The organism is Streptomyces sp. LE64 (genome assembly GCF_052606915.1).
Window position 1 is genome coordinate 4,822,038 of record NZ_CP199708.1, and the last position, 24,669, is coordinate 4,846,706.

General features: G+C 72.6%; 22 protein-coding genes and 2 riboswitches. Of the genes, 18 read left to right on the forward strand and 4 right to left on the reverse strand.

Features of this window, described 5'->3' with window-relative positions; translation table 11 throughout:
• Positions 1-11 precede the first annotated feature (11 nt).
• On the reverse strand, positions 12-392 hold the full coding sequence (gcvH, locus tag ACSMX9_RS21800) for a glycine cleavage system protein GcvH (RefSeq protein WP_445396239.1): 381 nt from the start codon (positions 390-392) through the stop codon (positions 12-14).
• A gap of 173 nt (positions 393-565) precedes the next feature.
• Positions 566-1,681 carry a glycine cleavage system aminomethyltransferase GcvT gene (gcvT, locus tag ACSMX9_RS21805; protein WP_445396241.1) on the reverse strand — a complete coding sequence of 372 codons (1,116 nt, stop codon included), beginning with the start codon at positions 1,679-1,681 and terminating at the stop codon, positions 566-568.
• Between the two features lie 32 nt (positions 1,682-1,713).
• A riboswitch (glycine riboswitch) is annotated at positions 1,714-1,834 on the reverse strand.
• Positions 1,835-1,928, reverse strand: a riboswitch (glycine riboswitch). It lies immediately after the preceding riboswitch.
• A 209-nt stretch (positions 1,929-2,137) separates the two neighbouring features.
• Between gcvT and ACSMX9_RS21810 the strand changes: the two genes are divergently transcribed.
• The 11 genes from ACSMX9_RS21810 (at position 2,138) to ACSMX9_RS21860 (ending at position 13,917) form a co-directional block, all read left to right on the forward strand.
• Positions 2,138-2,857, forward strand: coding sequence for an AAA family ATPase (locus ACSMX9_RS21810; protein WP_445396243.1), 720 nt, complete (start codon positions 2,138-2,140; stop codon positions 2,855-2,857).
• A 104-nt stretch (positions 2,858-2,961) separates the two neighbouring features.
• Entirely contained in the window at positions 2,962-3,744 is a 783-nt protein-coding gene (locus tag ACSMX9_RS21815; protein WP_445396245.1) for an enhanced serine sensitivity protein SseB, read from the forward strand.
• Between the two features lie 180 nt (positions 3,745-3,924).
• A complete protein-coding gene (locus ACSMX9_RS21820) occupies positions 3,925-4,704 on the forward strand; it encodes an enhanced serine sensitivity protein SseB C-terminal domain-containing protein (protein ID WP_445396247.1) in 780 nt (259 codons plus the stop codon).
• A 378-nt stretch (positions 4,705-5,082) separates the two neighbouring features.
• Positions 5,083-6,084 carry an ABC transporter permease gene (locus ACSMX9_RS21825; protein WP_445396249.1) on the forward strand — a complete coding sequence of 334 codons (1,002 nt, stop codon included), beginning with the start codon at positions 5,083-5,085 and terminating at the stop codon, positions 6,082-6,084.
• 59 nt (positions 6,085-6,143) lie between these two features.
• A complete protein-coding gene (locus ACSMX9_RS21830) occupies positions 6,144-7,931 on the forward strand; it encodes an ABC transporter substrate-binding protein (protein WP_445396251.1) in 1,788 nt (595 codons plus the stop codon).
• Between the two features lie 116 nt (positions 7,932-8,047).
• Positions 8,048-9,046, forward strand: coding sequence for an ABC transporter permease (locus ACSMX9_RS21835; protein ID WP_445396253.1), 999 nt, complete (start codon positions 8,048-8,050; stop codon positions 9,044-9,046).
• Complete coding sequence (locus ACSMX9_RS21840) at positions 9,043-10,119, forward strand: ABC transporter ATP-binding protein (RefSeq protein ID WP_351239779.1); 1,077 nt, start codon at positions 9,043-9,045, stop codon at positions 10,117-10,119. The genes ACSMX9_RS21835 and ACSMX9_RS21840 overlap by 4 nt, the downstream gene beginning before the upstream one ends.
• A 104-nt stretch (positions 10,120-10,223) precedes the next feature.
• Positions 10,224-11,306: an ABC transporter ATP-binding protein gene (locus ACSMX9_RS21845; protein WP_445403058.1), complete on the forward strand. Its 1,083-nt coding sequence runs from the start codon at positions 10,224-10,226 to the stop codon at positions 11,304-11,306.
• A gap of 123 nt (positions 11,307-11,429) precedes the next feature.
• On the forward strand, positions 11,430-12,092 hold the full coding sequence (locus ACSMX9_RS21850; protein ID WP_445396255.1) for a trimeric intracellular cation channel family protein: 663 nt from the start codon (positions 11,430-11,432) through the stop codon (positions 12,090-12,092).
• 109 nt (positions 12,093-12,201) lie between these two features.
• Positions 12,202-13,365: a cysteine desulfurase family protein gene (locus ACSMX9_RS21855; protein WP_351239773.1), complete on the forward strand. Its 1,164-nt coding sequence runs from the start codon at positions 12,202-12,204 to the stop codon at positions 13,363-13,365.
• Between the two features lie 78 nt (positions 13,366-13,443).
• Entirely contained in the window at positions 13,444-13,917 is a 474-nt protein-coding gene (locus ACSMX9_RS21860; protein WP_445396257.1) for a hypothetical protein, read from the forward strand.
• A gap of 15 nt (positions 13,918-13,932) precedes the next feature.
• On the opposite strand, the gene ACSMX9_RS21865 is transcribed toward ACSMX9_RS21860, so the two are convergent.
• Entirely contained in the window at positions 13,933-14,733 is an 801-nt protein-coding gene (locus tag ACSMX9_RS21865; protein ID WP_445396259.1) for a GNAT family N-acetyltransferase, read from the reverse strand.
• A 99-nt stretch (positions 14,734-14,832) separates the two neighbouring features.
• Complete coding sequence (locus tag ACSMX9_RS21870) at positions 14,833-15,552, reverse strand: N-acetylmuramoyl-L-alanine amidase (RefSeq protein WP_445396261.1); 720 nt, start codon at positions 15,550-15,552, stop codon at positions 14,833-14,835.
• Between the two features lie 60 nt (positions 15,553-15,612).
• Here ACSMX9_RS21870 and mnmA point away from each other — a divergent pair, with 60 nt between their 5' ends.
• The 7 genes from mnmA (at position 15,613) to ACSMX9_RS21905 (ending at position 24,660) form a co-directional block, all read left to right on the forward strand.
• On the forward strand, positions 15,613-16,734 hold the full coding sequence (gene mnmA / locus ACSMX9_RS21875; RefSeq protein ID WP_351239765.1) for a tRNA 2-thiouridine(34) synthase MnmA: 1,122 nt from the start codon (positions 15,613-15,615) through the stop codon (positions 16,732-16,734).
• A 45-nt stretch (positions 16,735-16,779) separates the two neighbouring features.
• Positions 16,780-17,319, forward strand: coding sequence for an LOG family protein (locus ACSMX9_RS21880; RefSeq protein ID WP_351239763.1), 540 nt, complete (start codon positions 16,780-16,782; stop codon positions 17,317-17,319).
• Positions 17,320-17,386: 67 nt separating this feature from the next.
• Entirely contained in the window at positions 17,387-18,088 is a 702-nt protein-coding gene (locus ACSMX9_RS21885; protein ID WP_351239761.1) for an SDR family oxidoreductase, read from the forward strand.
• 121 nt (positions 18,089-18,209) lie between these two features.
• Positions 18,210-19,205, forward strand: a complete 996-nt coding sequence (locus ACSMX9_RS21890; protein ID WP_445403059.1) for a methionine synthase — start codon at positions 18,210-18,212, stop codon at positions 19,203-19,205.
• A 17-nt stretch (positions 19,206-19,222) separates the two neighbouring features.
• A complete protein-coding gene (gene ligA / locus ACSMX9_RS21895; protein ID WP_445403060.1) occupies positions 19,223-21,415 on the forward strand; it encodes an NAD-dependent DNA ligase LigA in 2,193 nt (730 codons plus the stop codon).
• 259 nt (positions 21,416-21,674) lie between these two features.
• Entirely contained in the window at positions 21,675-23,897 is a 2,223-nt protein-coding gene (locus ACSMX9_RS21900) for a putative bifunctional diguanylate cyclase/phosphodiesterase (protein WP_445396263.1), read from the forward strand.
• Positions 23,898-24,252: 355 nt separating this feature from the next.
• Positions 24,253-24,660, forward strand: coding sequence for a hypothetical protein (locus ACSMX9_RS21905; protein ID WP_366113812.1), 408 nt, complete (start codon positions 24,253-24,255; stop codon positions 24,658-24,660).
• Positions 24,661-24,669: the final 9 nt, after the last annotated feature.

The window sequence follows — 24,669 nt, forward strand, 5'->3', positions numbered from 1 at the left end:
CTAGTTGTGGGTCAGCCCGCGGAAAAGGCGGTGTAGTCGTCGGCGGTGAGCAGGTCCTCCGGCTCGGCCGCGACCCGCACCTTGAACAACCAGCCGCCCTCGAAGGGCGCGGAGTTCACCAGGGACGGGTCGTCCACCACGTCCTGGTTGGACTCCGTGACCTCGCCGGTCACCGGGGAGTACAGGTCGCTGACCGACTTCGTCGACTCCAGCTCGCCGCAGGTCTCGCCCGCGGTCACCTGCTGGCCCACCTCGGGGAGCTGGGCGTAGACGACGTCACCGAGCGCACCGGCGGCGAACTCGGTGATGCCGACCGTGGCCACGCCTTCGCCGTCGGGGGCCGACAGCCACTCGTGCTCCTTGCTGTAGCGAAGCTGCTGGGGGTTGCTCATGGTGGGAATTCTCCTGTACGCGGGGGAGTGCTGAGGAACGGGATGTCTGGCATGTGAGACGAGCGCCGGGATGCGCGTCCCGGCGCACGGGCGGCGAACGTCATGTACCGCGCGGGGACCCGGTGGAACCGGAGCGCGGTGCATCCGGGCGGGCCCGGTGGTGCGCGCGGAAACTACTTCCGGCGGCGGTAGAAGGGCAGTGCCACCACCCGGTACGGCTCGTGCGTACCGCGGATGTCCACCCCGACCCCGGCGGTGCCCGGCTCGGCGTGCGCGGCGTCGACGTACGCCATGGCGATCGGCTGGCCGAGGGTGGGGGAGGGCGCGCCCGAGGTGACCTCGCCGATCACCGTGCCGTCCGCGACCACCGCGAACCCGGCGCGCGGTACCCGCCGGCCCTCGGCGACCAGGCCGACCAGCTTGCGCGGGGGGTTCGCCGCGGCCTTCTCGGCGGCGGCCTCCAGCGCCGCCCGGCCGACGAAGTCGCCCTCCTTCTCGAACTTCACCACCCGGCCGAGACCCGCGTCGAAGGGGGTCAGCCCGGTGGTCAGCTCGTGCCCGTACAGCGGCATGCCCGCCTCCAGGCGCAGGGTGTCCCGGCAGGACAGTCCGCAGGGCACCAGCCCGACCGGGGCGCCCGCCTTGGTGAGCGCCCGCCACACGCCCTCCGCGTGCTCGGGAGCGACGAAGAGTTCGAAGCCGTCCTCCCCGGTGTAGCCGGTGCGGGCGATCAGCGCGGGGACCCCGGCGACCGTGCCGGGCAGCCCGGCGTAGTACTTCAACCCGTCCAGGTCGGCGTCCGTGACGGCGGCCAGGACGCCCGGCGCCTCGGGGCCCTGCACCGCGATCAGCGCGTAGGCGTCCCGGTCGTCGCGGACCTCCGCGTCGAAGCCCGCGGCCCGCTCGCGCAGCGCGTCCAGCACCGTCTGGGCGTTGCCGGCGTTGGCGACCACCAGGTACTCCGTCTCCCCGGTGCGGTAGACGATCAGGTCGTCCAGGATGCCGCCGTCCTCGCGGCAGATCATCGTGTACCGGGCGCGCCCCGTGGCGACGGTGCCGAGGTTGCCGACCAGCGCGTGGTCCAGCAGGTCCACCGCCTGCGTGCCGGTGACGGTGATCTCCCCCATGTGGGAGAGGTCGAACAGCCCGGCGCGGGTGCGCACGGCGTGGTGCTCGTCCCGTTCGCTGCCGTAGCGCAGGGGCATGTCCCAGCCCGCGAAGTCGGTCATGGTGGCACCGAGCGATCGGTGCAGCGCGTCCAGCGCGGTACGGCGGGGGGCGGTGCTCATGAAGGTGCTCCCAGGGCATGACGGCGAGATGGTCCTCCCCATCTGTCATCGGACCTGAGAGGTTCGCCGGGAGCCACGCCGCTGGGCGGCGGTCCGGTTTGCACCTTGGGTGGGACCGCGCGTACGACGTCGCGGTCCGCTTTTCAGATGTGCCTCGCCCGCGCGGTATCTGGGCCTGAGAGATTCAAGGGAGGGACTTGCTCCTTCGGCGCCCCGGTACGGCCGGGGGCTCTCCCGCGCGGGTTCAAGCGGCCGGTATGCAGTTGGCGGGCACATCATTGCACGCCCGCGCCGCCTTGGGCAGGGCGGCGTCCCCCCGACCCCGCGGCATCGGCCCGGGGCAGTTCCCGTCACGGGCCCGTGGCCGTATCCGTACGCGATCCGGACCCGCGAAATTACCCGCTCTTTACACTCTACGGGGAAGGCTCACGTGACGGACTGGAGGGGACGATCACGGTGAACACGACGAGGGGGTACGCGAGCGCCGCTGGCGTGGCGCTGCCCGAGCAGGCGGGTGCCGCCGCCGCGCGGGCGCGCGCGGAGCGGGCCGCCGCGGTGGTCCGGGACCTACGGGACCGGGCCGGCCGCGGGCCGCACGCGCTCCGGTTCGCCCCCGGTGACCTGGTGGTGGTGTCCGGGCTGCCGGGCAGCGGCAAGTCCACGCTGATGTCGCGCACGGTCCGCGACACCTCGGTCAGCCTCGTCCGCGCCGCCCTCGCGACCCCCGTCGCCCCGGCCCGGCGCATCGACTCCCAGGACACCCGCGACCGCTGGGCCCGCCGGATGCCCGCCGCCCTGCCGTACGCCCTGTACCGGCCGCTGGTGCGGGTCGCGCACTTCGCCGGCTTGCGGCGGGCGCTGCGCTCCGGGGAGAGCGTGGTGGTCCACGACTGCGGCACCCAGGCGTGGGTGCGCCGCTGGCTGGCCCGCGAGGCCCGGGCCCGCGGCACCCGACTGCACCTGCTGCTGCTCGACGTGGCGCCGGACACCGCCCTCGACGGGCAGCGCCAGCGGGGCCGGGGTGTGTCCCGGTACGCCTTCGCCCGCCACCGGCGGGCGATCGGCCGGCTGGTGGGGGACGCGCAGCGCGGGGTGCTGCCGGCCGGCTGCTCCTCCGCGGTGCTGCTCGACCGGGCGGCGGGCGGGGCGCTGCGGTCCATCCGCTTCGACGCGTAGGCCCGGACGGCAGCGCCGCCCGGCCCGAACGGGCGCCGGACGCCCGGAGCTTCGCGTTAGGGTGCCTGGCGCAGACGCAGCGCGGCACGAGCAGGTGGTTGACGATGGAGATTCCGGCCCAGACGCCCCAGCCCCCCACGGTCCCGGGTCCGCCCGGGGCCTGGCCGGTGAACGAGTTGGAGGAGGTGCTCGCCGCCTCCGTGGGGGTGCCCGGGGCCGCCCCGCGGATCGTCGAGGTGCTCGGCCGCAGCCGGATCTGGGTGCCGCTGCCGGCCGGCGGGGACGCCACCAGCACCACCCTGGACCTGCCCACCGTGGAGGTCGACGGCCAGGCATACGTGCCGGTCTTCACCTCCGCCGAGCAGTTCCGCCAGGTGGTGGGCGACCGGATGGGCGGCACCGTGGCGCCCGCCGTCGAGTTCGCCCGCGGACTGCCGCCCCAACTCGGCCTGGTCCTCAACCCGGACGGCACGGTGGGCGTTCCGCTGCCGCCGCCGGCCGTCGCGGAGCTGTGCCGCGCCGGTCGCACCGCCCTGGACGGCCCCACCAGCGGCGGTCGGGTCCGGCTCTTCCCGCCCGACTGGAAGGAGGACCCGATGGACTTCCTCGCCGCCGCCGGGGAGGAGTTCGCCGCGGTGGGCACGGTCACCACCGCCCGCCGCTGCCTGGCCAGCGTGGAGGGCGGCGCCCCGAGCCTGTTCATCGGGGTGGAACTCGACCAGTGCGAGGGCTCGGCCCGGGAACTGCCGTTGGACGCGCTGGGACGTGCGCTCGGACGGGTGCCCGTCGCCTGGGGGGTCAACCTGATCCTGCTGGACGTGGCGCGGGACCCGGTGGCCGACTGGATGCGCGAGCAGCTCCGCCCCTTCTACGTGCGGGAGCCCTGAGTGCGCCCGATACCACCAGCTGTGACGGACCTGGGACCGAGGCGTCGGCCGCGCCGGGGCGGCGCCGCTTAAGCTGGGTGGCACGGCCGGGCGGGGCCGTACGACCTGCCGGGCCGCGGTGGGCGTGTCGGGTTCGGAACCGCGCCGTGCTGTTCCGACGGGTCGAAGGGGCGGTCAAGGGTGAGTGCGTCGGGCACGGCTGCGGCCGGGCGGATCGAGCACATGCTGCGCCAGGTGACGCCCGGGCGCTACGACGCGTACGAGGCACTGCTGCACGCCCTCGCCGACCCCGCCGGCCGGGTCCGGATGCTGCTGTGGCACGGCCGGCCCGGAGCGCCGGACGCCCAGTACGGCAACATGGAACTCGACGGCCTGGGCTACGCGCCCTGCGTGACCTCGGCCCAGGAACTCTCCGCGAGCGGATGGAACCGCTCCTACGAGGTGGCTCCCGTCGCCGAGGTGGCCCGGGCGCTCTACCCCGACCGGTACGGCCTGTGGCTCAACCCGCACGCCAGCGGCGGCGGGGTCGGCGTCCCGTGGGCGGACCTGCGGCGGATCGCCCTGGGCCTGGACCGGCATCCGGCCGGGCCGCTGCGGATCGGCGAACCCGCCATCGAGATCCCGCAGTTCTACGCGGTGCTGGGGCAGAACGCGCACCGCACCCCCGCCGTCCGCTCGCTGCGCCGCGCCTGGGTGCAGCCGGCGCTCGGCGCCCCGTACCTGGCGATCGGGCTGGACGTGTACGACACGGGGCCGCAGTCCGTCGACGCGGTGCGGTTGATGATGCAGCAGTCGATCGGCGCGGTGCCCGAGGGGCTGGCCGTGTCCACCGTGGCGCTCGGCGACGCCTACGACCCCGTCGCGCTGTGGTTGGGTGCGAACGCCCGCCCGTTCTACGACCGCGAATCCCATGTCGCTCCCGTCTCGCCTACCGCCGGGTACGGTTACCCGCCGCGATAGTGGGCGCCTCGACCCGTTCTGTCAACCAGCGACCGGGGTGGGCGAGTTGTCCTTTTCCTGCCCTCTCTGTCGGTCTCGCCGAGAAGATGCCCGGAATCTACGCGCGTTTGGCCGAAAACCTCAAGGTGCCCCCGTCCGGGCTGCGTTACGCGCCGTTCGGATAACGGATCCCCCCTGGCTGCATCACGGTTGCGCATCCATTCAGGATCAGGTCTGGCTACGGATCGCAGCCGGGATGAAGACTCCCGCACCAGAGGTCGCGCGGTCCCGCCCCCGGTGGGAGCGTCGAGGACCTCGGGCACGACGGATCGGCCCGGTCGCCCTCGGCGACAACTGCGGGACGGTCACCGCCGGTTGAGAAGAGGGGTCCTTGTCACGATGACGGCACCATTGCACGAGCCGACCGCGGACGCGGCCCCGCCGGCTGCGGAGGAGGCAGCCGCGGTCGCCGGGAAGGCGGTGCAGGGGCGCTCGCTGGGGCGCATCGCCTGGGAGCGCTTGAAACGCGACAAACTCGCCCTGCTCGGGGGCGCCGTGGTGCTGCTCCTGGTGCTGGTGGCGATTCTCGCGCCGCTGATCACCAAGGTGTACGGCGAGGATCCGAACACCTACCACGAGGACCTGATCGACCCGTTGATGTCCACGCCGATCGGTTCGCTCGGCGGGATCAGCGGGGACCACTGGTTCGGGGTGGAGCCGGTCAAGGGGCGCGACATCTTCGCCCGGATCGTGCACGGCGCCCGGGTGTCGCTGCTGGTCGGTTTCGCCTCGGCGCTGGTCGCCGTGGTGATCGGCACCGTGCTCGGGGTGCTGGCCGGCTACTTCGGGGGCTGGCTCGACGCGCTGATCAGCCGTGTCATGGACCTGTTGCTTTCGTTCCCGCAGCTGCTGTTCATCATCGCCCTGGTCTCCGTGATGCCCAACCAGTTGCTGGGACTCACCGGCACCGGGGTCCGCATCCTGGTGATGATCCTGGTGATCGGCTTCTTCGGTTGGCCCTACGTGGGCAGGGTGGTGCGCGGGCAGACCCTCTCCTTGCGCGAACGCGAGTACGTGGAGGCGGCCCGCAGCCTCGGCGCCGGCAGGTTCTACATCCTGTTCAAGGAACTGCTGCCCAACCTGGTCGCCCCGATCATCGTGTACATGACGATGATGATCCCCACCAACATCCTCACCGAGGCGGCGCTCAGCTTCCTGGGGGTGGGCGTCAAACCGCCCACCTCCTCGTGGGGGGACATGCTCTCGTCCGCGGTGGCCTACTACCAGGCCGATCCGATGTACATGGTCATCCCCGGTCTGGCGATCTTCATCACCGTCCTTTCGTTCAACCTCTTCGGCGACGGCGTGCGGGACGCGCTCGACCCGAAGGGGACCCGCTGAACTGCCGTACCCCAAGGGCCCGTCGACGGCGGGCGACACTCACACGGAGGAACGACATCGTGACCACTCACAGCACCAGAGGACGGCGCAAGCGGATCGCGGCGGCGACGGCGGTGGTGGCGGCGCTGCTGGCCACGGCTGCCTGCGGCGGCGGAGGCGACGACGACGGCGGCGGCAAGGACAAGGGCAAGGCCGCGGGCTTCGACGCGGCCAACAACAAGGTCGCCAACGCCTCCACCAAGAAGGGCGGCACGCTCAAGTTCGCGGGGGCCCAGGACGCCGACTCGTGGGACACCACCCGTGCCTACTACGGCTTCGCGTGGAACTTCCAGCGGTACTACTCCCGCCAGCTGGTCACCGGGAAGACCGAGCCCGGCAAGAGCGGGACCGAGTTGACCCCGGACCTCGCGACCGCGCGGGCCCAGATCAGCGACGACGGCAAGACCTACACGTACACCCTGCGGGACGGCATCACCTGGGAGGACGGCAAGCCGATCACCTCCAAGGACGTCAAGTACGGCATCCAGCGGGTGTGGGCCCAGGAGGTGCTGGCCGGCGGGCCGATCTACCTGAAGGACGTCCTCGACCCCAAGGGCGAGTACCCGGGCCCGTACAAGGACAAGGCGAAGGACAAGCTGGGCCTGAAGGCGATCGAGACGCCGGACGACAAGACCATCGTCTTCAAGCTCCCCGAGGCGAACAGCGACTTCGAGGAGATGCTCGCGCTGACCTCCGCCTCCCCGGTCCGCCAGGACAAGGACACCAAGTCCAAGTACCAGCTGCGGCCGTTCTCCTCGGGTCCGTACAAGTTCGAGTCGTACACGCCGAAGAAGGAACTGGTCCTCGTCCGCAACACCGAGTGGAAGCAGTCCTCGGACCCGGTGCGCAAGGCGCTGCCGGACAAGATCACGGTGAACTTCTTCTCCAACGCCGACGAGATGGACAACCGCATCCTCGCCGGTGACTACCACCTGGACATCAACCAGACCGGTCTCTCCCCGCAGGGCCGCATCAAGGCCCTCAACGAGCACAAGAGCAACCTGGACAACCCGGTCTCCGGCTTCATCCGCTACGCGGTCTTCCCGCAGACGGTCGCGCCGTTCGACAACATCGAGTGCCGCAAGGCCGTCATCTACGGCGCCGACCACAAGTCCCTCCAGACCGCCCGCGGCGGCCCGATGGCCGGCGGCGACATCGGCACCAACATGCTGCCGCCCGCCGTCCCCGGCTCCGAGGGCCAGAAGTACGACCCGTACGGCCTCGCCAAGAACGACGGCAAGCCGGACGTGGCCAAGGCCAAGGAAGCCCTGGAGAAGTGCGGCAAGCCGAACGGGTTCACCACCACCGTCGCGGTCCGCAACAACAAGCCGGCCGAGGTGGCCACCGCCGAGTCGCTCCAGGCATCGCTGAAGAAGATCGGCATCACCGTCGAGATCGACAAGTACGACGGCTCGCAGACCTCCGGCATCATCGGCAACCCGAAGATCGTCAAGGACAAGAACTACGGCATCATCATCATGGGTTGGGGCCCCGACTTCCCCTCCGTGCAGGGCTACGGCCAGCCGCTGTGGGACAGCAAGTACATCCTCGACAGCGGCAACAACAACTTCGCCATGATCAAGGACAAGGCGATCGACGCCAACTTCGACAAGTTCGTCACCGAACTGGACAGCGCGAAGAAGGAGCAGATCGCCACCGAGATCAACCACCAGGTGATGGAGGGCGCCTACTACCTGCCCTTCGTCTTCGAGAAGTTCATCAACTTCCGCTCGTCCGAGCTGACCAACGTCTACACCACGGACGCCTACAGCGGTCAGTACGACTTCGTCAGCCTGGGCCTGAAGTAACCACCACCCCGGCACACCCGCCGTACGGCACGAAAGGCAGGTGAAGGCCGGAGCGGTCGGGCCGTGGACCGTCGGAGCGATCCGGCGGCCCACGGCCCCCGCCGGGCCGAAGCGCTGTGCTCGCATACCTCATCAGGCGGCTGCTGGCCGCCGCAGTGATGCTGGTGGTCATCATCGTGGTGGTCTTCGGCATCTTCTTCCTCATCCCCAAGTGGGCGGGCATCGACCCGGCCACGATGTACGTGGGCAAGCAGTCCGACGCCGCGGCCGTGGAGGCCGTGCGGGAGAAGCTCAAGCTGGGCGATCCGATCCACGCGCAGGTCCTGGAGTTCTTCAAGGGGCTGTTCGTCGGACGCACCTACGCCGCGGGCGGCGAGGTCACCAACTGCTCGGCCCCCTGCTTCGGCTACTCCTTCCGCAGCGAGCAGGCCATCTGGCCGGTGCTCACCGACCGGCTCCCGGTGACCCTGACGCTGGCCCTCGGCGCGGCGCTGCTCTGGTTGCTCTTCGGGGTCGCCGCCGGCGTGCTGTCGGCGCTCAAGCGGGGCACCCTGTGGGACCGCTCGGCGATGGTCGTGGCCCTCTCCGGGGTCTCCCTGCCGATCTACTTCACCGCGCTGCTCTCGCTGGCCGTCTTCGACTACGGACTCGGCTGGATCGACGGCCAGTACCAGGAGATCGGCGACGGCCTCGGCGGCTGGTTCCAGGGCATGCTGCTGCCCTGGGTGACCCTGTCCTTCCTGTACGCGGCGATGTACGCGCGGATCACCCGGGCCACCATGCTGGAGGTGCTCGGCGAGGACTACATCCGCACCGCACGGGCCAAGGGCCTCACCGAACCCGTGGTCATCGGCAAGCACGCCATGCGCTCCACGATGACCCCGATCCTCACCATGCTCGGCATGGACCTCGGCGCCCTGATCGGCGGCGCCATCCTCACCGAGACCGCCTTCAACCTGCCGGGCCTCGGCCAGGCGGTGCTCTCCGCGATCAACGAACGCGACCTGCCGATCATCCTCGGCGTCACGCTGATCACCTCGCTCGCGGTGATCGTCGCCAACCTCGCCGTGGACTTCCTGTACGCCGCGATCGACCCCCGAGTGAGGCTCGCATGACCGCACCCCGCACCACCGGGTCGGCCCCCGCCACGCCCACCGCCTTCCTCGACGTGCGCGACCTCAAGGTGCACTTCCCCACCGACGACGGCCTGGTCAAGTCGGTCGACGGGCTCAGCTTCACCCTGGAGAAGGGCAAGACCCTCGGCATCGTGGGGGAGTCGGGCTCCGGCAAGTCCGTGACCTCGCTCGGCATCATGGGCCTGCACACCACCGGCCAGTACGGCAAGCGCCGGCCCCGGCTCTCCGGGGAGATCTGGCTCGACGGACAAGAGCTGCTGTCCGCCGCCCCGGACCGGGTGCGCCGACTGCGCGGGCGCGAGATGGCGATGATCTTCCAGGACCCGCTGTCCGCGCTGCACCCCTACTACACCATCGGCCGGCAGATCGTGGAGGCGTACCGCGTCCACCACGACGTCGACAAGAAGACCGCCCGCAAGCGCGCGGTCGAGATGCTCGACCGGGTCGGCATCCCCCAGCCCGACAAGCGGGTCGACAACTACCCGCACGAGTTCTCCGGCGGCATGCGCCAACGCGCGATGATCGCCATGGCCCTGGTCAACAACCCCGAACTGCTCATCGCGGACGAGCCGACGACCGCCCTCGACGTGACCGTCCAGGCGCAGATCCTCGACCTGATCCGCGACCTCCAGAAGGAGTTCGGGTCCGCGGTCATCGTCATCACCCACGACCTGGGCGTGGTGGCCGAACTCGCGGACGACCTGCTGGTCATGTACGGCGGCCGGTGCGTGGAACGCGGCCCCGCCGAGAAGGTGTTCACCGCCCCCCGCCACCCCTACACCTGGGGCCTGCTGGGCTCCATGCCCCGCCTGGACCGGGAGGAGAGCGAGCGCCTCATCCCGGTCAAGGGCTCCCCGCCGTCGCTGATCAACCTCCCCGACGGGTGCGCCTTCCACCCGCGCTGCCCCTACGCGGACCTGCCGAAGGACAACGTGACCCGCACCGTGCGCCCCGAGCTCACCGAGGTCGGCGGCGCGCACTGGGCGGCCTGCCACCTGCCGCAGGCGCAGCGGGAACGGATCTGGACCGAAGAGATTGCGCCGAAGCTGTGAGCGAGGACACCACCGTGACGAGCGACGAAGAGGGCCCCGCACCGGTACCCACCCCGCGCTCCGGGGGCGCCACCGTCCCCGCGCAGCAGGCCGCGCCCGGCGAGGTGCTGCTGAAGGTGAGCGGCCTCCAGAAGCACTTCCCGATCCGCAAGGGGCTGCTCCAGCGCCATACCGGGGCCGTGAAGGCGGTCGACGGGCTGGACTTCGAGGTGCGCGCGGGGGAGACCCTGGGGGTCGTCGGCGAGTCCGGCTGCGGCAAGTCGACCATGGGCCGGCTGATCACCCGGCTCCTCGAACCCACCGCGGGGACCGTGGAGTTCGCCGGACACGACATCACCCACCTCGGGGTCGCGGGGATGCGTCCGCTGCGCCGGGACATCCAGATGATCTTCCAGGACCCGTACTCCTCGCTGAACCCGCGGCACACCATCGGCACCATCGTGAGCGCCCCCTTCCGGCTCCAGGGCGTCACCCCCGAGGGCGGCACCAAGAAGGAGGTGCAACGCCTCCTCGAAGTGGTCGGACTCAACCCCGAGCACTACAACCGCTACCCCCACGAGTTCTCCGGCGGCCAGCGCCAGCGCATCGGCATCGCCCGCGCCCTGGCGCTCAAACCGAAGCTGGTCGTCGCCGACGAGCCGGTGTCGGCCCTGGACGTCTCCATCCAGGCGCAGGTGGTCAACCTGCTGGACGACCTCCAGACCGAACTGGGCCTCACCTACGTGATCATCGCGCACGACCTGTCGGTGGTGCGTCACGTGTCGGACCGCATCGCGGTGATGTACCTGGGCAAGATCGTCGAACTGGCCGACCGGAGGTCCCTGTACTCCTCGCCCCTGCACCCCTACACCAAGGCCCTGATGTCGGCGGTGCCCATCCCCGACCCGCGGCGGCGCACCGCCAAGAGCGAACGCATCCTGCTCAAGGGGGACGTCCCCTCCCCGATCTCCCCGCCCAGCGGGTGCCGCTTCCACACCCGGTGCTGGAAGGCGACCGAGGTCTGCGCCACCCGGGAGCCGGCGTTCACCGAGCTGAAGCCGCAGCAGTTCGTCGCCTGTCACCACCCGGAGAACGCCCCGGACCAGGAGCCCCGGGACACCGTGCGGCTCGCGGCGGCGGCCGACGCGGTGCAGGTGGTCACCCTCGGCGAGGACGCCCCCGCCGAGGGGAGCGGGACCGGGGACTGACCCGGTGCGGGCGGGCCGTCCGGCGGCCCGCCCGCACCCGCCGGACGGCCCCGCCCCGGACGCACCGGGCGGTACCCGGACGTCCTGGACGGATCGGCGTCCGGTACGGGGGAAAATGGGGCGGTGCTCCATGATCTGTTCAGTCCCTCCGTCCAGCACGCGCTGGACCTCGCCGGCATCTTCGTCTTCGCGATCTCCGGCGCCCTGCTGGCCGTCCGGAAGAACTTCGACGTCTTCGGCATCGTCGTGCTCGCCGAGGTCACCGCGCTCGGCGGCGGCCTCTTCCGGGACCTGGTCATCGGCGCGGTCCCGCCGGCCGCCTTCACCGACCTCGGCTACTTCCTGACCCCCCTGGTGGCCGCGGCCCTGGTGTTCTTCCTGCACCCGGAGGTCGAGCGCATCCAGACCGGGGTGAACGTCTTCGACGCGGCGGGTCTCGGCCTCTTCTGCGTCACCGGCACCACCAAGGCGTACGAGTACGGGCTCGGCCTCACCGCGTCCGCCGTGCTGGGCGTGGCGACTGCGGTCGGCGGCGGCGTGCTGCGGGACGTCGTCGCCAACGAGGTGCCCTCCCTGGTCCGCTGGGACCGCGACCTGTACGCCGTCCCCGCGATCGTCGGCGCCGCGATCGTGGCGTTCTGCCTCAAGTACGAGGCCCTGACCGGGCTGACCAGTGCGCTCGCCGTCGTCACCGCCTTCGCGCTACGGCTGCTGGCGATGCGCTACCACTGGCGGGCGCCGCGTGCCTGGAACCGCCGCTCCACGGCGGTGGAGGCCACCGAGTAGCACCCGGTGCGGGGGCGCCCGGGACGGACCCCGGGCGCGCGCCGGGGGTGCGGAACGGGCCAGGGTCGGGGCGGCACCCCCGAACCGGGCTCGTAGAATCGTCCCCACCATGGCCTACCTCGACCACGCCGCGACCACTCCGATGCTGCCGGAGGCGATCGAGGCGATGACCGCCCAGCTGACCGTCACCGGAAACGCCTCCTCGCTGCACGCCGCCGGCCGCCGGGCCCGGCGCACCGTCGAGGAAGCCCGCGAGACCCTCGCCGCCCAGCTCGGCGCCCGACCCAGCGAGGTGGTCTTCACCTCCGGCGGCACCGAGGCCGACAACCTCGCCGTCAAGGGGCTGTACTGGTCCCGCCGCGACGCCGACCCGGCCCGGGTCCGCGTCCTGGCCAGCCCCGTCGAGCACCACGCCGTCCTGGACGCCGTGCACTGGCTCGGCGAGCACGAGGGCGCCACCGTCGAGTACCTGCCCGTCGACGGGTACGGCCGGGTCGATCCGGAGGACCTGCGCGCCGCGCTCGTCCGCAACCCGGCCGACGTGGCGCTGGTGACCGTGATGTGGGCCAACAACGAGATCGGCACCGTCCAGCCGGTGCGGGAACTGGCCGCGGTGGCGGCCGAGTTCGGGGTGCCGATGCACGCCGACGCGGTCCAGGCCGTCGGACAGCTCCCCGTCGACTTCGCGGCGAGCGGGCTCGCCGCGCTGACCGTCTCCGGCCACAAGATCGGCGGCCCGTACGGGATCGGCGCCCTGCTGCTCGGCCGGACCTGGACGCCGGTGCCCGTGCTGCACGGCGGCGGCCAGGAACGGCACGTGCGCTCCGGCACCCTGGACGCCCCCGCGATCGTGTCCTTCTCGGTCGCCGCCCGCATCGCCGCCGAACGACAGCCCCGGTTCGCCCGGGAGGTCGGCGCCCTGCGCGACGCACTGGTCCGCGCGGTGCGGGAGGCGGTGCCCGACGCCGTCCTCGGCGGCGACCCGGTGGACCGGCTGCCCGCCAACGCCCACTTCGCCTTCCCCGGCTGCGAGGGCGACTCGCTGCTGCTGCTGCTCGACGCCCAGGGCATCGAGTGCTCCACCGGCTCCGCCTGCACCGCGGGCATCGCCCAGCCCAGCCACGTCCTGCTCGCCACCGGTACCGATCCGGACCTGGCCCGCGGCACCCTGCGCTTCTCCCTCGGGCACACCTCCACCCCCGAGGACGTGGCGGCCGTGGCCCGGGCCATCGGCCCGGCCGTGACCCGGGCCCGCAGCGCCGGCCTGACCTGACGGCCCCTCCGCGTCCCCGCCGCACGGGCGCCGGCCCCGGCCCGGTCCGGCGCCGGCGCCCGTGCTTGGATACGGCGCATGGACGACTCCCCCCGGCTGTGGATCACCCCGTTCGCCCCGCTCGACGCCGAACGCCCGGAGGTGCTCCTCGCCCTGGACCGCACCTCCACCGACCCGGGCGAGCAGACGGCCTGCGCCCTCCTCGACCGGGGGCACGAGGGCGAGGAGGGCGTCTTCTACCTGCTGGCCGAAGACCTCTCGGCCCGCTACGCACGCACCCGCGGACGGCTCGACGTCACCCTGCTGACCGGCCGGGACCGCCCGGTCCGCGACCTCTCCGCCCTGGAGCCCGACCCCCTGGACCCGACCCGGGCCGTCCTGTTGCGCCGGTCGGTCGCCACCGACTTCCAGCCGGCCGAGGACGAGGGCGAACCGCAGCCCGTGCTGCTGGTCGACCACGTCGACCCGGTGGGTTCCCCGGCGGACCTGGCCGCCCTGTTCACCCGGGGCGAGGCGGGCGTCGCCGTGGTGCGCGCCGTGCACCACCCGTAGCGCCGACCGGGCCGCTCAGTCCCCGAGGGCGTAGAAGCGGATCGGCGAGTTCGGGGCCAGCCCGATCCGCCGGTACACCGGGGCGCCCGCCTCCGTCGCGTGCAGCACCGCCCTGGTCAGACCGGTCGCCCGGGACGCCTCGTACAGCGCCTTGCGGGTGACCGCCTCGCCGTAGCCCCGGCGCTGCCACCGCGGGTCCGTGGCCACCAGCGCCACGAACAGCCGACCCGCCTCCTCCACCGCGCCGGCGCAGGCCACCGGCTCCCCCTCGCGCAGCGCCAGGTAGGCGTACGCCCCCTCCGTCCACAGGGCGGACCCGTGGAGGCCGTCGCGCACCTCCTGCGACGGGAACCCGTAGGCCCGGGCGTTGAGGTCCGCGTACGCCGCCAACTGCTCCTCGGTGCGCACCCGGGCGAAGGTCAGGTCGGGGTGGGCAGGCTCGGGCAGCGGCAGCACGTCACCGGCCATGCCCGCCCCGGAGAAGGCGTGCCGCAGCCCCGCCCGCTCCGCCGCCGGCTCCAGCGCGGCGCGGGCCGGCCCGTCGAGCAGGTGCTCGAACAGCCAGAGGAAGCCCGGGCGCCGCTTCGTCCGCATGACCGCGGCGGCCCCTTCCAGGCGCCGGGCGAGGAGTTCGGCGTCCGCGCCCCGCTCGGTGAGGGCGACGCAGTTCCAGAAGGGGAACCCGGATTCGGCCCAGCGGACGGCGAGACCCGGCAGGTCGCGCACGTCAGCCGCCGCGTCCCGGTCGAGCACCGCCCGCCGCCAGACCGCGGCGAGTTGCTCCGACGATTCGACGGACTGGGCGTGAAGGTCCAAGGCGACTCCCGTGGTGGTCGGTGGAACGTGTCGTCGACCGGTCAACGACGCGGCCCGGCCCGGGGGACCGGCCCGGGGCGGGCCCGGTTCCCGGTCGGCTCACTCCGCGGCGCGGGCGGCCGGCGAGGACGGAGGGGCCGTGGGCGCGGACTCCAGCCGCTCCACCTCGGCCCGCACCAGCGGCACGTACCGCTCCCAGTCCCAGTGCGGCCCGGGATCGGTGTGGGTGGCACCGGGCACCTCCACGTGCCCGATCACGTGCTCGCGGTCCGGCGGTATGTCGTACCGGACGCAGATCCGCGCCGCCAACCGGGCCGAGGCGGCGTACATGGGGCCCGTGAACGACGAGGGGCGGTCCACCCAGCCCTCGTGCTCGATGCCCACGCTGCGCTGGTTGTAGTCGCGGTTGCCCGCGTGGTACGCCACGTCCAACTCCCGGATCATCTGCGTGACGTGCCCGTCCTTGCGCACGACGTAGTGCGCCGCGGCCCCGTGCCCCGGGTCCTGGAACGCCCGCACCGCACTGTCGAAGCCGCCCTGCGTGACGTGGACGACCACCCGGTCGATCCGGAAGTCGTCGGGGCGGTCGGCCCGCCGCCAGTTCGCCGCGGACGCCGCCACCCAGCGGGCGCCCGTGAAGTCCACCTCGCCCGCCACCCGGGGCCGGGACACCCCCGGGGCGCGCCACCACAGCCGCGACCACTCGTCCCGGAAGCCGACGCCCGCCCCGACCACGGCGAGCCCGCCGCCGACCAGCAGCCCGCGCCGCCCGATCCGCGGCCCCTGCCCCGGTGCCCGCCGCTCTCTCTTTTCCGCCACGGGAACCACAACGCACACCCGCGGGCTTCGGTTCCCCGGGCCCCGTACCCTGGAGGGGTTATGACTGAGACCCCGCAGCGCCCCCTCCGTGTCCTGGCCGCCATGTCCGGCGGCGTGGACTCCGCCGTCGCCGCCGCCCGCGCGGTGGAAGCCGGGCACGAGGTGACCGGCGTGCACCTCGCGCTCTCCGCGAACCCGCAGTCGTTCCGCACCGGTGCGCGGGGCTGCTGCACCATCGAGGACTCCCGCGACGCCCGGCGCGCCGCCGACGTGATCGGCATCCCCTTCTACGTCTGGGACCTCGCCGACCGCTTCCGCGAGGACGTGGTGGAGGACTTCGTCGCGGAGTACGAGGCCGGCCGCACCCCCAACCCCTGTCTGCGCTGCAACGAGAAGATCAAGTTCGCCGCGCTGCTGGACAAGGCGCTCGCGCTCGGCTTCGACGCGGTGTGCACGGGCCACTACGCCCGGGTGGTCACCCTGGCGGACGGCGCCCGGGAGCTGCACCGGGCCACCGACGAGGCCAAGGACCAGTCGTACGTCCTCGGGGTGCTCGACGCGCGGCAGCTCGCGCACGCGCTGTTCCCGCTCGGGGACACCGAGACCACCAAGGACGAGATCCGGGCCGAGGCCGAGCGCCGCGGCCTCGCCGTGGCGAAGAAGCCCGACAGCCACGACATCTGCTTCATCGCGGACGGGGACACCCAGGGCTTCCTCGCCGCCCGCCTCGGCACGGCGGAGGGCGACATCGTCGACGAGTCCGGGACGAAGATCGGCACCCACGACGGCGCCTACGGCTACACCATCGGCCAGCGCAAGGGCCTGCGCATCGGCCGCCCCGCCGCGGACGGCAAGCCCCGCTACGTCCTGGACATCTCCCCGGTCACCAACACCGTCACGGTCGGCCCGGCCGCCGCCCTCGACGTCACCGCCCTGACCGCGGTGCGGCCCCGCTGGTGCGGCACCGCGCCCAGCGGTCCCGCCGGCTACACCGCGCAGCTGCGGGCCCACGGCGGCGAGTGCGCGGTGACGGCCGAGGCCGTCGACGGGGAGCTGCGGGTCCGCTTCGCCGAGCCGGTGCGCGGGGTCGCGCCGGGCCAGGCGATCGTCCTCTACGACGGCACCCGGGTGGTCGGCTCCGCGACCATCGCCACCACCGAGCGGGCCGCCGTCCACGCCTGACCGGCACCCTGTCGAAGGCGTGGCGACGGCCCGTACGGTGGGCCCATGAACATCTGCGTCTTCCTCTCCGCGGCCGACCTCGACGAGAAGTACACCGGTCCCGCCCGGCAGTTCGCCGAACTCCTCGGGCGGGGCGGGCACACCCTGGTGTGGGGCGGCTCGGACAAGGGCCTGATGAAGGTCGTCGCCGACGGGGTGCAGCGGGCGGGCGGCCGACTGCTGGGGGTCTCGGTGGAGTTCCTCGCCGAGTTCACCCGCCCCGGTGCCGACGAGATGGTCATCGCGCCCGACCTCGCCGCCCGCAAGGCCACCCTGCTGGAGAAGGCGGACGGCATCGTGGTCCTGGTCGGCGGGGTGGGCACCCTGGACGAGGCCACCGACATCCTGGAACTGCGCAAGCACGGGCACCACGCCAAGCCCGTCGTGGTCCTCAACACGGCCGGCTTCTACGACGGTCTGCGGGAGCAGTTCCGGCGCATGGACGAAGAGGGCTTCCTCCCGCTGCCGCTGACCGAGCTGGTGTTCTTCGCGGAGGAGCCGGTGGGCGCGCTGGCCCACCTGGAGGAGTCCTTCGGCACCCGCTGACCGCACCGGGCGACCGGCGGCGGTCCGTCCCGGCGGGCGGCCCGAGCGGTACGGGCCGGGTGCGACGATGGGGCCCATGGCAATTCACGTGATCACCGGGGCCGGCTCCGGCATCGGCGAGGCCGTGGCGCGGCGGCTGCACGCCCGCGGCGACGACCTCGTCCTCCTCGCCCGCGACGCGGGCCGGGCCAAGGAGCTCGCCGCCCGGTTCCCCGGCTCCCGCACCCTCGTCGGCGACCTCGCCGACCCGGAGAAGCTGTCCTGGGCCTTCTCGCACCAGACGCTGCCCGACCGGGTCGACTCGCTCATCCACAGCGCCGGGGTCATCGACCTCGGCCCGGTGGGCGAACTGACCCCCAAGACCTGGCGCCACCAGCTCAACGTCAACCTGATCGCGCCCGCCGAGCTGACCCGGCACTTCCTGCCCCAGCTCCGGGTCACCCAGGGGCACGTGCTCTTCGTCAACTCCGGCTCGGGGCTGCGGGCCCGCGCCGACTGGTCGGCGTACGCCGCCTCCAAGCACGGGCTGCGCGCCCTCGCCGACGCCCTGCGCGAGGAGGAGCAGGCGGGCGGGGTCCGGGTGACCTCCGTCTACCCGGGCCGCACCGCCAGCGCCATGCAGGCCAAGGTGCACCAGCAGGAAGGCCGGGAGTACGACCCGGCCCGCTGGAGCGACCCGGAGACCGTCGCCACCACCGTGCTCACCGCCCTGGACCTGCCCCGGGACTCGGAGATCAACGACCTCTCGGTGCGTCCCGCCGTCCGCTGAGGCCGCCGGCCGCCCGGGTCCGGCCGCCCGGGTCCGGGCGGTCTCGTAGGCTTCCGGGGTGAGCAACCACGACAACCCGGCGACCACGGCGGCCCCGTCCCACGCGGCGGACCCGAAGGCCCTGCTGCCCAGCCCGGCCAGCGGCGTCGGCTCGATGCCCGGCGAGGACGCCCTGGAGGCCGTCAAGACCGTCGTCGGCACCTTCGGCGACGGCCAGGGCACCCCCCACCTCCCGGAACTGCCGGCCCGCGGGCCCGGCGCTGACATGATCGGCCGCACCGCAGGGCTCCTCGTCGACCTGTACGCCCGGGTGGAGCCCAGCGGTTGGCGCATCGGCGACCGGCCCGGCCGGGACACCCGCCGCGCCCACGCCTGGCTCCGCCAGGACCTCGACGCCCTGGAGGAGCACACCCAGGGGTACGAGGGGCCGCTGAAGCTCCAGGTGGTGGGCCCGTGGACGCTCGCCGCGGCGCTGGAGCTGCGCGGCGGCGAGGTGGCCCTGTCCGACCCGGGGGCCTGCCGCGACCTCGCCGGATCGCTCGCCGAGGGCGTGCGCACCCACCTCGCCGAGGTCGCCCGCCGGGTGCCCGGCGCCCGGCTGGTCCTCCAGTACGACGAGCCCTCGCTCACCGCGGTGCTCCGCGGGCGGATCCGGACCGCGAGCGGCTACCGCACCCACCGGGCGGTGGACCGGCAGGCCGTGGAGGGGGTGCTCCGCGAGCTGTTCGCCGTCCACGACGGGCCCGTCGTGGTGCACTCCTGCGCCCCTGACGTGCCCTTCGCGCTGCTGCGCCGGGCCGGCGCCGACGCCGTCTCCTTCGACCTCTCCCTGCTCACCGAACGTGACGACGAGGTGATCGGCGAGGCCGTCGAGTCCGGTACCAAGCTCTTCGTCGGTGTCGTGCCCGGCACCGACGCCCCGTTGTCAGACCCGGCCGGTAGCGTCGGGGGCGTCAGGACGTTGTGGCGCAGGTTGGGGCTGAGTCCGGGGCTGTTGAGTGACGTGGTCACGCTCACCCCGGCCTGTGGTCTCGCCGGCGCCTCGCCGGAGTACTCCCGGCGGGCGCTGGCCCACTGCGTCCGGGCGGCGACGTCCCTCGCGGACGACCCAGAGTGACCAACGGGAGGACCGACGTGGTCGGCGAAGAGCACGAAGAGAACGGACCGCTGACCGCCGGGGTGCGGGAGCGGCACGCGCGGCTGGCCGAGGAGGTGGAGGAGCACCGCTTCCGGTACTACGTGAAGGACCAGCCGGTCGTCAGCGACGCCGAGTTCGACCGGCTGATGCGGGAGCTGGAGCTGCTGGAGGAGGAGCACCCCGAGCTGCGCACCCCCGACTCGCCCACCCAGCGGGTCGCCGTCGCCTACCAGACGGACCTGGCCGAGGTGGAGCACCTGGAGCGGATGCTCTCCCTGGACAACGCCTTCGACGACGAGCAGTTGTCCGCCTGGGCGGAGCGCATCGCCCGGGACGTGGGCACCACCGACTACCACTACCTGTGCGAGCTGAAGGTCGACGGCCTGGCCGTCAACCTCACCTACGAGAACGGCGTCCTCACCCGCGCCGCCACCCGCGGCGACGGCCGCACCGGCGAGGACATCACCCCCAACGTGCGCACCATCGCCGAGATCCCGCACCGCCTGCACGGCGAGGACGTACCGGCCCTGGTGGAGGTCCGCGGCGAGGTGTACTTCCCGATGGCCGCCTTCGAGGAGTTGAACGAGCGCCGGGTGGCGGCGGGCGAGAAGCCCTACGCCAACCCCCGCAACTCCGCCTCGGGGTCGCTGCGCCAGAAGGACCCCAGGATCACCGCGACCCTTCCGCTGCACATGGTGGTGCACGGCATCGGGGCCCGCGAGGGGCTGGAGATCGGCCGGCTCTCCGAGGCGTACGAACGGCTCCGCGCCTGGGGGCTGCCCACCGCCCGGCACACCAGGGTCGTCGACTCGATCGAGGGCGTGCGGGAGTTCATCGCCCACTACGGGGTCAACCGGCACTCCATGGAGCACGAGATCGACGGCGTGGTCGTCAAGCTCGACGAGATCCCCCTCCAGGGCCGGCTCGGCTCCACCTCCCGCGCACCCCGTTGGGCCATCGCCTGGAAGTACCCGCCGGAGGAGGTCAACACCAAGCTGATCAACATCCGGGTCGGCATCGGCCGCACCGGCCGGGCCACCCCCTACGCCCAGGTGGAGCCGGTGGTGGTGGCGGGTTCGGAGGTCGAGTTCGCGACCCTCCACAACCAGGAGGTCGTCAAGGCGAAGGACGTCCGGGTCGGCGACACGGTGGTGCTGCGCAAGGCCGGGGACGTGATCCCGGAGATCCTCAGCCACGTCCCCGAGCTGCGCGACCCCGAGGCGCCGCCCTTCGAGATGCCCACCGAGTGCCCCGAGTGCGGCACCCCGTTGAAGGCGATGAAGGAGGGCGACATCGACCTCCGCTGCCCGAACGCGGCGGGCTGCCCGGCCCAGCTGCGGGAGCGGCTGTTCTACCTCGCGGGCCGCAAGTCGCTGGACATCGACCACTTCGGCTACGTGACGGCCGCCGCCCTCACCCAGCCCCTGGAGCCGGCCGAGCCCCCGCTCGGGGACGAGGGCGACCTCTTCGACCTGACGATCGAGCAGTTGCTGCCCATCAAGGCGTACGTCCTCGACCCGGACAGCGGGCTGCCCAAGCGCGATCCGGAGACGGGCGAGGAGAAGGTCGTCACCGTCTTCGCCAACCAGGAGGGCGAGCCCAAGAAGAACGCCCTGGCGATGCTGGAGAGCATCAAGGCGGCCAAGGAGCGCCCGCTCGCCCGCTTCCTGACCGGCCTGTCGATCCGGCACGTCGGCCCGGTGGCGGCGGCCGAGCTGGCCCGTGAGTTCCGGTCCGTGGACCGGCTCGCCGAGGCCACCGAGGAGCAGCTGAAGGCCACCGACGGGGTCGCGGGCACCACGGCCGCCGCCGTCCGGGAGTGGTTCGCCGAGGAGTGGCACCAGGAGATCGTGCGCAAGTGGAAGGCCGCCGGCGCCCGAATGGAGGACAGCTCGGCGGGAGAGGACGAGGGACCCCGTCCACTGGCGGGCCTGACCGTCGTGGTGACCGGCACCCTGGCCCGCCACACGCGTGACGGCGCCAAGGAGGCCCTTCAGCGGCTCGGCGCCAAAGTGACCGGATCAGTCTCTAAAAAGACCGCGTTTGTCGTCGTGGGCGATAACCCGGGATCGAAGTTCGATAAGGCAATGCAACTAAAAGTGCCGGTCCTGAACGAGGAAGGCTTTGCCGTCCTTCTGGAGCAGGGCCCGGACGCGGCCCGGGAAGCAGCTCTCCCCGTCGAGGAGTAGACCAAGAACAGCCAATGCCGTGTCCCTCGCACGGCCCCGTGTGGACACCCGTTCGGCGCATATCAGATGGTTAGGGTTGGCCCGGTCGCATTCGGGCAACCGCCGCCGACGGCTGCCCCTCGACGGGGTCGGCAGCCTACTGTTGGCAGAAGCGCCTGCCGTGCCCCGCTGCGTGGCGGGTCATCAGACGCGGATGCCGACGGTCGTGCACGGCGGGCCGAGGCGACGCGCGAGCACCGCCGGCTGTGAGAGGGACGGAATGGAATCGAGCGAGAGGGCCGCCCCGGACGCGGGCGTGCGCGCCCGCCGCATCCCGCGCGCCTGGCTCACCGGCCGCCGGACGCCGCACCGGGCCGACGACCGCACCGGCCGGCCGGGCGAACTCCCCCCGCACGACCTCCGCCCCCACCCCCAGGCCACCGACCAGGGGGCGGCGCGCGGCGCCTGGCCGGTCCTCGCCCGCACCGTGGTCGCGGTCGCCGCCGTCGTCCTGGGCCTCGGCGCCTGGAGCGCGATCAGCGGCAACCGCGCCCTGTTCCCCTCCGGCACCGCCGGCTGGTCGCTGGCCCTGCTCACCGGTCTCACCGTGGGCCACCTGGTCGCCCTCGGCCGCGGTCGCTGGTGGGGCGCCACCGGCTCCGGCTCCGCCCTCACCCTCGCCGTGCTGCTGCTGTACGGGTGGATCCCCGCCGGCATGGTCAGCCTCACCGTCGTGGTGCTCGTCGGCGTGGCCCGTTGGGGACGCTGGCGCCAGGGATTACTGCACGGTGCCGTAGACGTCCTGGGCATCGGCGCGGGCGCCCTGTTGCTCGCCGCCTGCGGGGTGGTCCCCACCGTGGAGCAGCCCTGGCACCCCGACTCCTGGGACTTCTCCACGATCCCCGAGGTCGTCCTCGCCGCCGCGGCCTACCTCACCGTCACCCGGCTGTTGCTCTGGTACCTCCACACCCCCAATCCGGCGGGCCTGCCGACCGTCGCCCGCACCGCCCTGGCGCGGCAGTCCCTGGTCGGCGCGGCACTGCTCGGCATAGCCCCGCTGATCTGCGTGGTGGCGGTGGCGATGCCGGTGTTGCTGCCGCTGTTCGTGGTGCCCCTGGTCGCCCTGGACTCCACCCTGTGGATCGCCCGGGCCCGCGCCGAGGAACAGCTCCGCGACCCCCTCACCAAGCTGCCCAACCGTCAGTGGCTGCTGGAACGCACCTGGGCCGCCATCGACGAGGCCGACCGCATCGACGCGCGGTCCGCACTGATGCTGATCGACCTGGACCGGTTCCGTTCGGTCAATGACACGCTCGGTCATCTGGCGGGTGACCGCTTGCTCCTCCAGATCGCCGACCGCCTCCGGCTCGCCCTGCCCCGCGGAGCCGAGGCGGCCCGCCTCGGCGGCGACGAGTTCGCCGTCCTGCTGCCGGCCGTCGAGTCCGTCACCTCCGCCACCCGCGTCGCCCGCTCCGTGGTCACCGCCCTCGGATCGCCCCTCGACCTCGACGGCCTCACCCTCGTCCTGGAGGCCAGCGCCGGGCTCGCCATCTTCCCCGAGCACGCCGACGACGCGGAGGGACTGCTGCGCCGCGCCGACGTCGCCATGTACCAGGCCAAGCGGGACCGCACCGGCGTGGAGGTCTACGAACCCAAGCGGGACTCCAACACCCCCGACCGGCTCGGCCTCCTCGGAGACCTGCGCCGCGCCCTCGACACCGGAGACGTCCAGCTCCACTACCAGCCCAAGGTCCGCTTCGACGGCCAGGTCGCCGGCCTGGAGGCGCTGGTCCGCTGGGTGCACCCGGAGCGCGGCCGGGTCCCCCCGGACGAGTTCATCGCCATCGCCGAGTCCTCCGGCCTGATGCCCCACCTCACCGAGTACGTCCTGGAGACCGCCCTGGCCCAGGTCGCCCGCTGGCGCGCCCAGGGCCTCACGGTCCCCGTCGCGGTCAACGTCTCGCCCCGTGACGTCCACACCCCCGGCTTCGCCGGCGCCGTCGCCGGCCGCCTCGCCCGCCACGGGGTGCCCGCCGGCGCCCTCCAACTGGAGATCACCGAGCACGTCCTCCTCGAAGACCCGCAGCGCGCCGCCGACACCCTCGCCGGACTCGCCGGGCACGGGGTGAAGATGTCCCTGGACGACTTCGGCACCGGCTACTCCTCCCTGGTCCACCTCCGTCGGCTCCCCGTCAGCGAGTTGAAGATCGACCGTTCCTTCGTGGCTCGCCTCGCGGTCGACACCGAGGACGCCGAGATCGTGCGCTGCACCGTCGACCTCGCCCACTCCCTGGGCCTGCTGGTCGTCGCCGAGGGCGTGGAGGACGACGAGACCTGGGAGCGCCTGCGGGACCTCGGTTGCGACGCGGTGCAGGGCTGGCTGGTCGCGGCCGCGATGCCGCCGGAGGAGGCCACCGCCTGGCTGCTGGCCCGTGGCGCCCGCGGCTGGCAGCGCCCCCGTGCCGCCGCCCCCGCCCCCCTTCCGGCCGTCGAGACGGACTGAACCGCCCGGGTCGGGTGCCGGCGTTCCCCCCGGCCCCGTACGCGCTTCAGCGTCCCTCCCGGCGGGACCCGCCCCTTGGCAAGTGGGTTTACGGCGCTCGCACCCGTGAGACTCGGCCACATCGTGCCGGGGCGGCCCGTCCCGGAACGGAACGTTCCCACAGTGAGGGCAAGGGCAGCGGGCCCCTGGCGCCCCAGATGTAGTTGGGTGTCACAACCACCTCTTCAAGCCATTCAGTGACACGTGTGACTTCCGTCTCTCCGGGGCGGGTTGGGCCCGACCTACGATGAGCGCGACTCGTGTGAATCTCGAATACGAGGTCAATTCACGGAAAAGCAATGATGGGGGAAACATCATGTTGCTCACGCCCCGCCGCATAGCGGCGACCACTCTCGCCGCCGTGCTGGCACTTCCCGTCGGAATCGCCGCCGCCGGTGAAATCAGCGGCAGCCGGCTCCCGTTCTCGATCGCGACCTCCGGAAGCCAGGAGGACGGCAACCGTTGGAGCGGACCCGGATCCAACCGCGTCCGTGCCTGCGGCGACGTTCCGACGTCGGACCTGAAGACGTTCAGCGCCTACGTCTACCAGGACCGGTCGCTCCTGCCCGACCCGCAGATCGCATCGACCTCGCGGAACTACTCCAGTGGGTACGGTTGTGGTGCCTACAAGAGCACCAGCACCGGCAACAAGTACTACACCAAGGCCACCTGGGCGGGCGTGCCCGGCAGCCGTGCCTACGGTTTCGTGGCCGCCGAGAACTAAAAAACCAGG

Coding starts and splice junctions, on each gene's coding strand:
- gcvH (WP_445396239.1), bottom strand. CDS start 392: ATGAGCAACCCCCAGCAGCTTCGCTACAGCAAGGAGCACGAGTGGCTG.
- gcvT (WP_445396241.1), bottom strand. CDS start 1,681: ATGAGCACCGCCCCCCGCCGTACCGCGCTGGACGCGCTGCACCGATCG.
- ACSMX9_RS21815 (WP_445396245.1), top strand. CDS start 2,962: ATGGAGATTCCGGCCCAGACGCCCCAGCCCCCCACGGTCCCGGGTCCG.
- ACSMX9_RS21825 (WP_445396249.1), top strand. CDS start 5,083: ATGACGGCACCATTGCACGAGCCGACCGCGGACGCGGCCCCGCCGGCT.
- ACSMX9_RS21840 (WP_351239779.1), top strand. CDS start 9,043: ATGACCGCACCCCGCACCACCGGGTCGGCCCCCGCCACGCCCACCGCC.
- ACSMX9_RS21855 (WP_351239773.1), top strand. CDS start 12,202: ATGGCCTACCTCGACCACGCCGCGACCACTCCGATGCTGCCGGAGGCG.
- ACSMX9_RS21860 (WP_445396257.1), top strand. CDS start 13,444: ATGGACGACTCCCCCCGGCTGTGGATCACCCCGTTCGCCCCGCTCGAC.
- mnmA (WP_351239765.1), top strand. CDS start 15,613: ATGACTGAGACCCCGCAGCGCCCCCTCCGTGTCCTGGCCGCCATGTCC.
- ACSMX9_RS21880 (WP_351239763.1), top strand. CDS start 16,780: ATGAACATCTGCGTCTTCCTCTCCGCGGCCGACCTCGACGAGAAGTAC.
- ACSMX9_RS21885 (WP_351239761.1), top strand. CDS start 17,387: ATGGGGCCCATGGCAATTCACGTGATCACCGGGGCCGGCTCCGGCATC.
- ACSMX9_RS21900 (WP_445396263.1), top strand. CDS start 21,675: ATGGAATCGAGCGAGAGGGCCGCCCCGGACGCGGGCGTGCGCGCCCGC.
- ACSMX9_RS21905 (WP_366113812.1), top strand. CDS start 24,253: ATGTTGCTCACGCCCCGCCGCATAGCGGCGACCACTCTCGCCGCCGTG.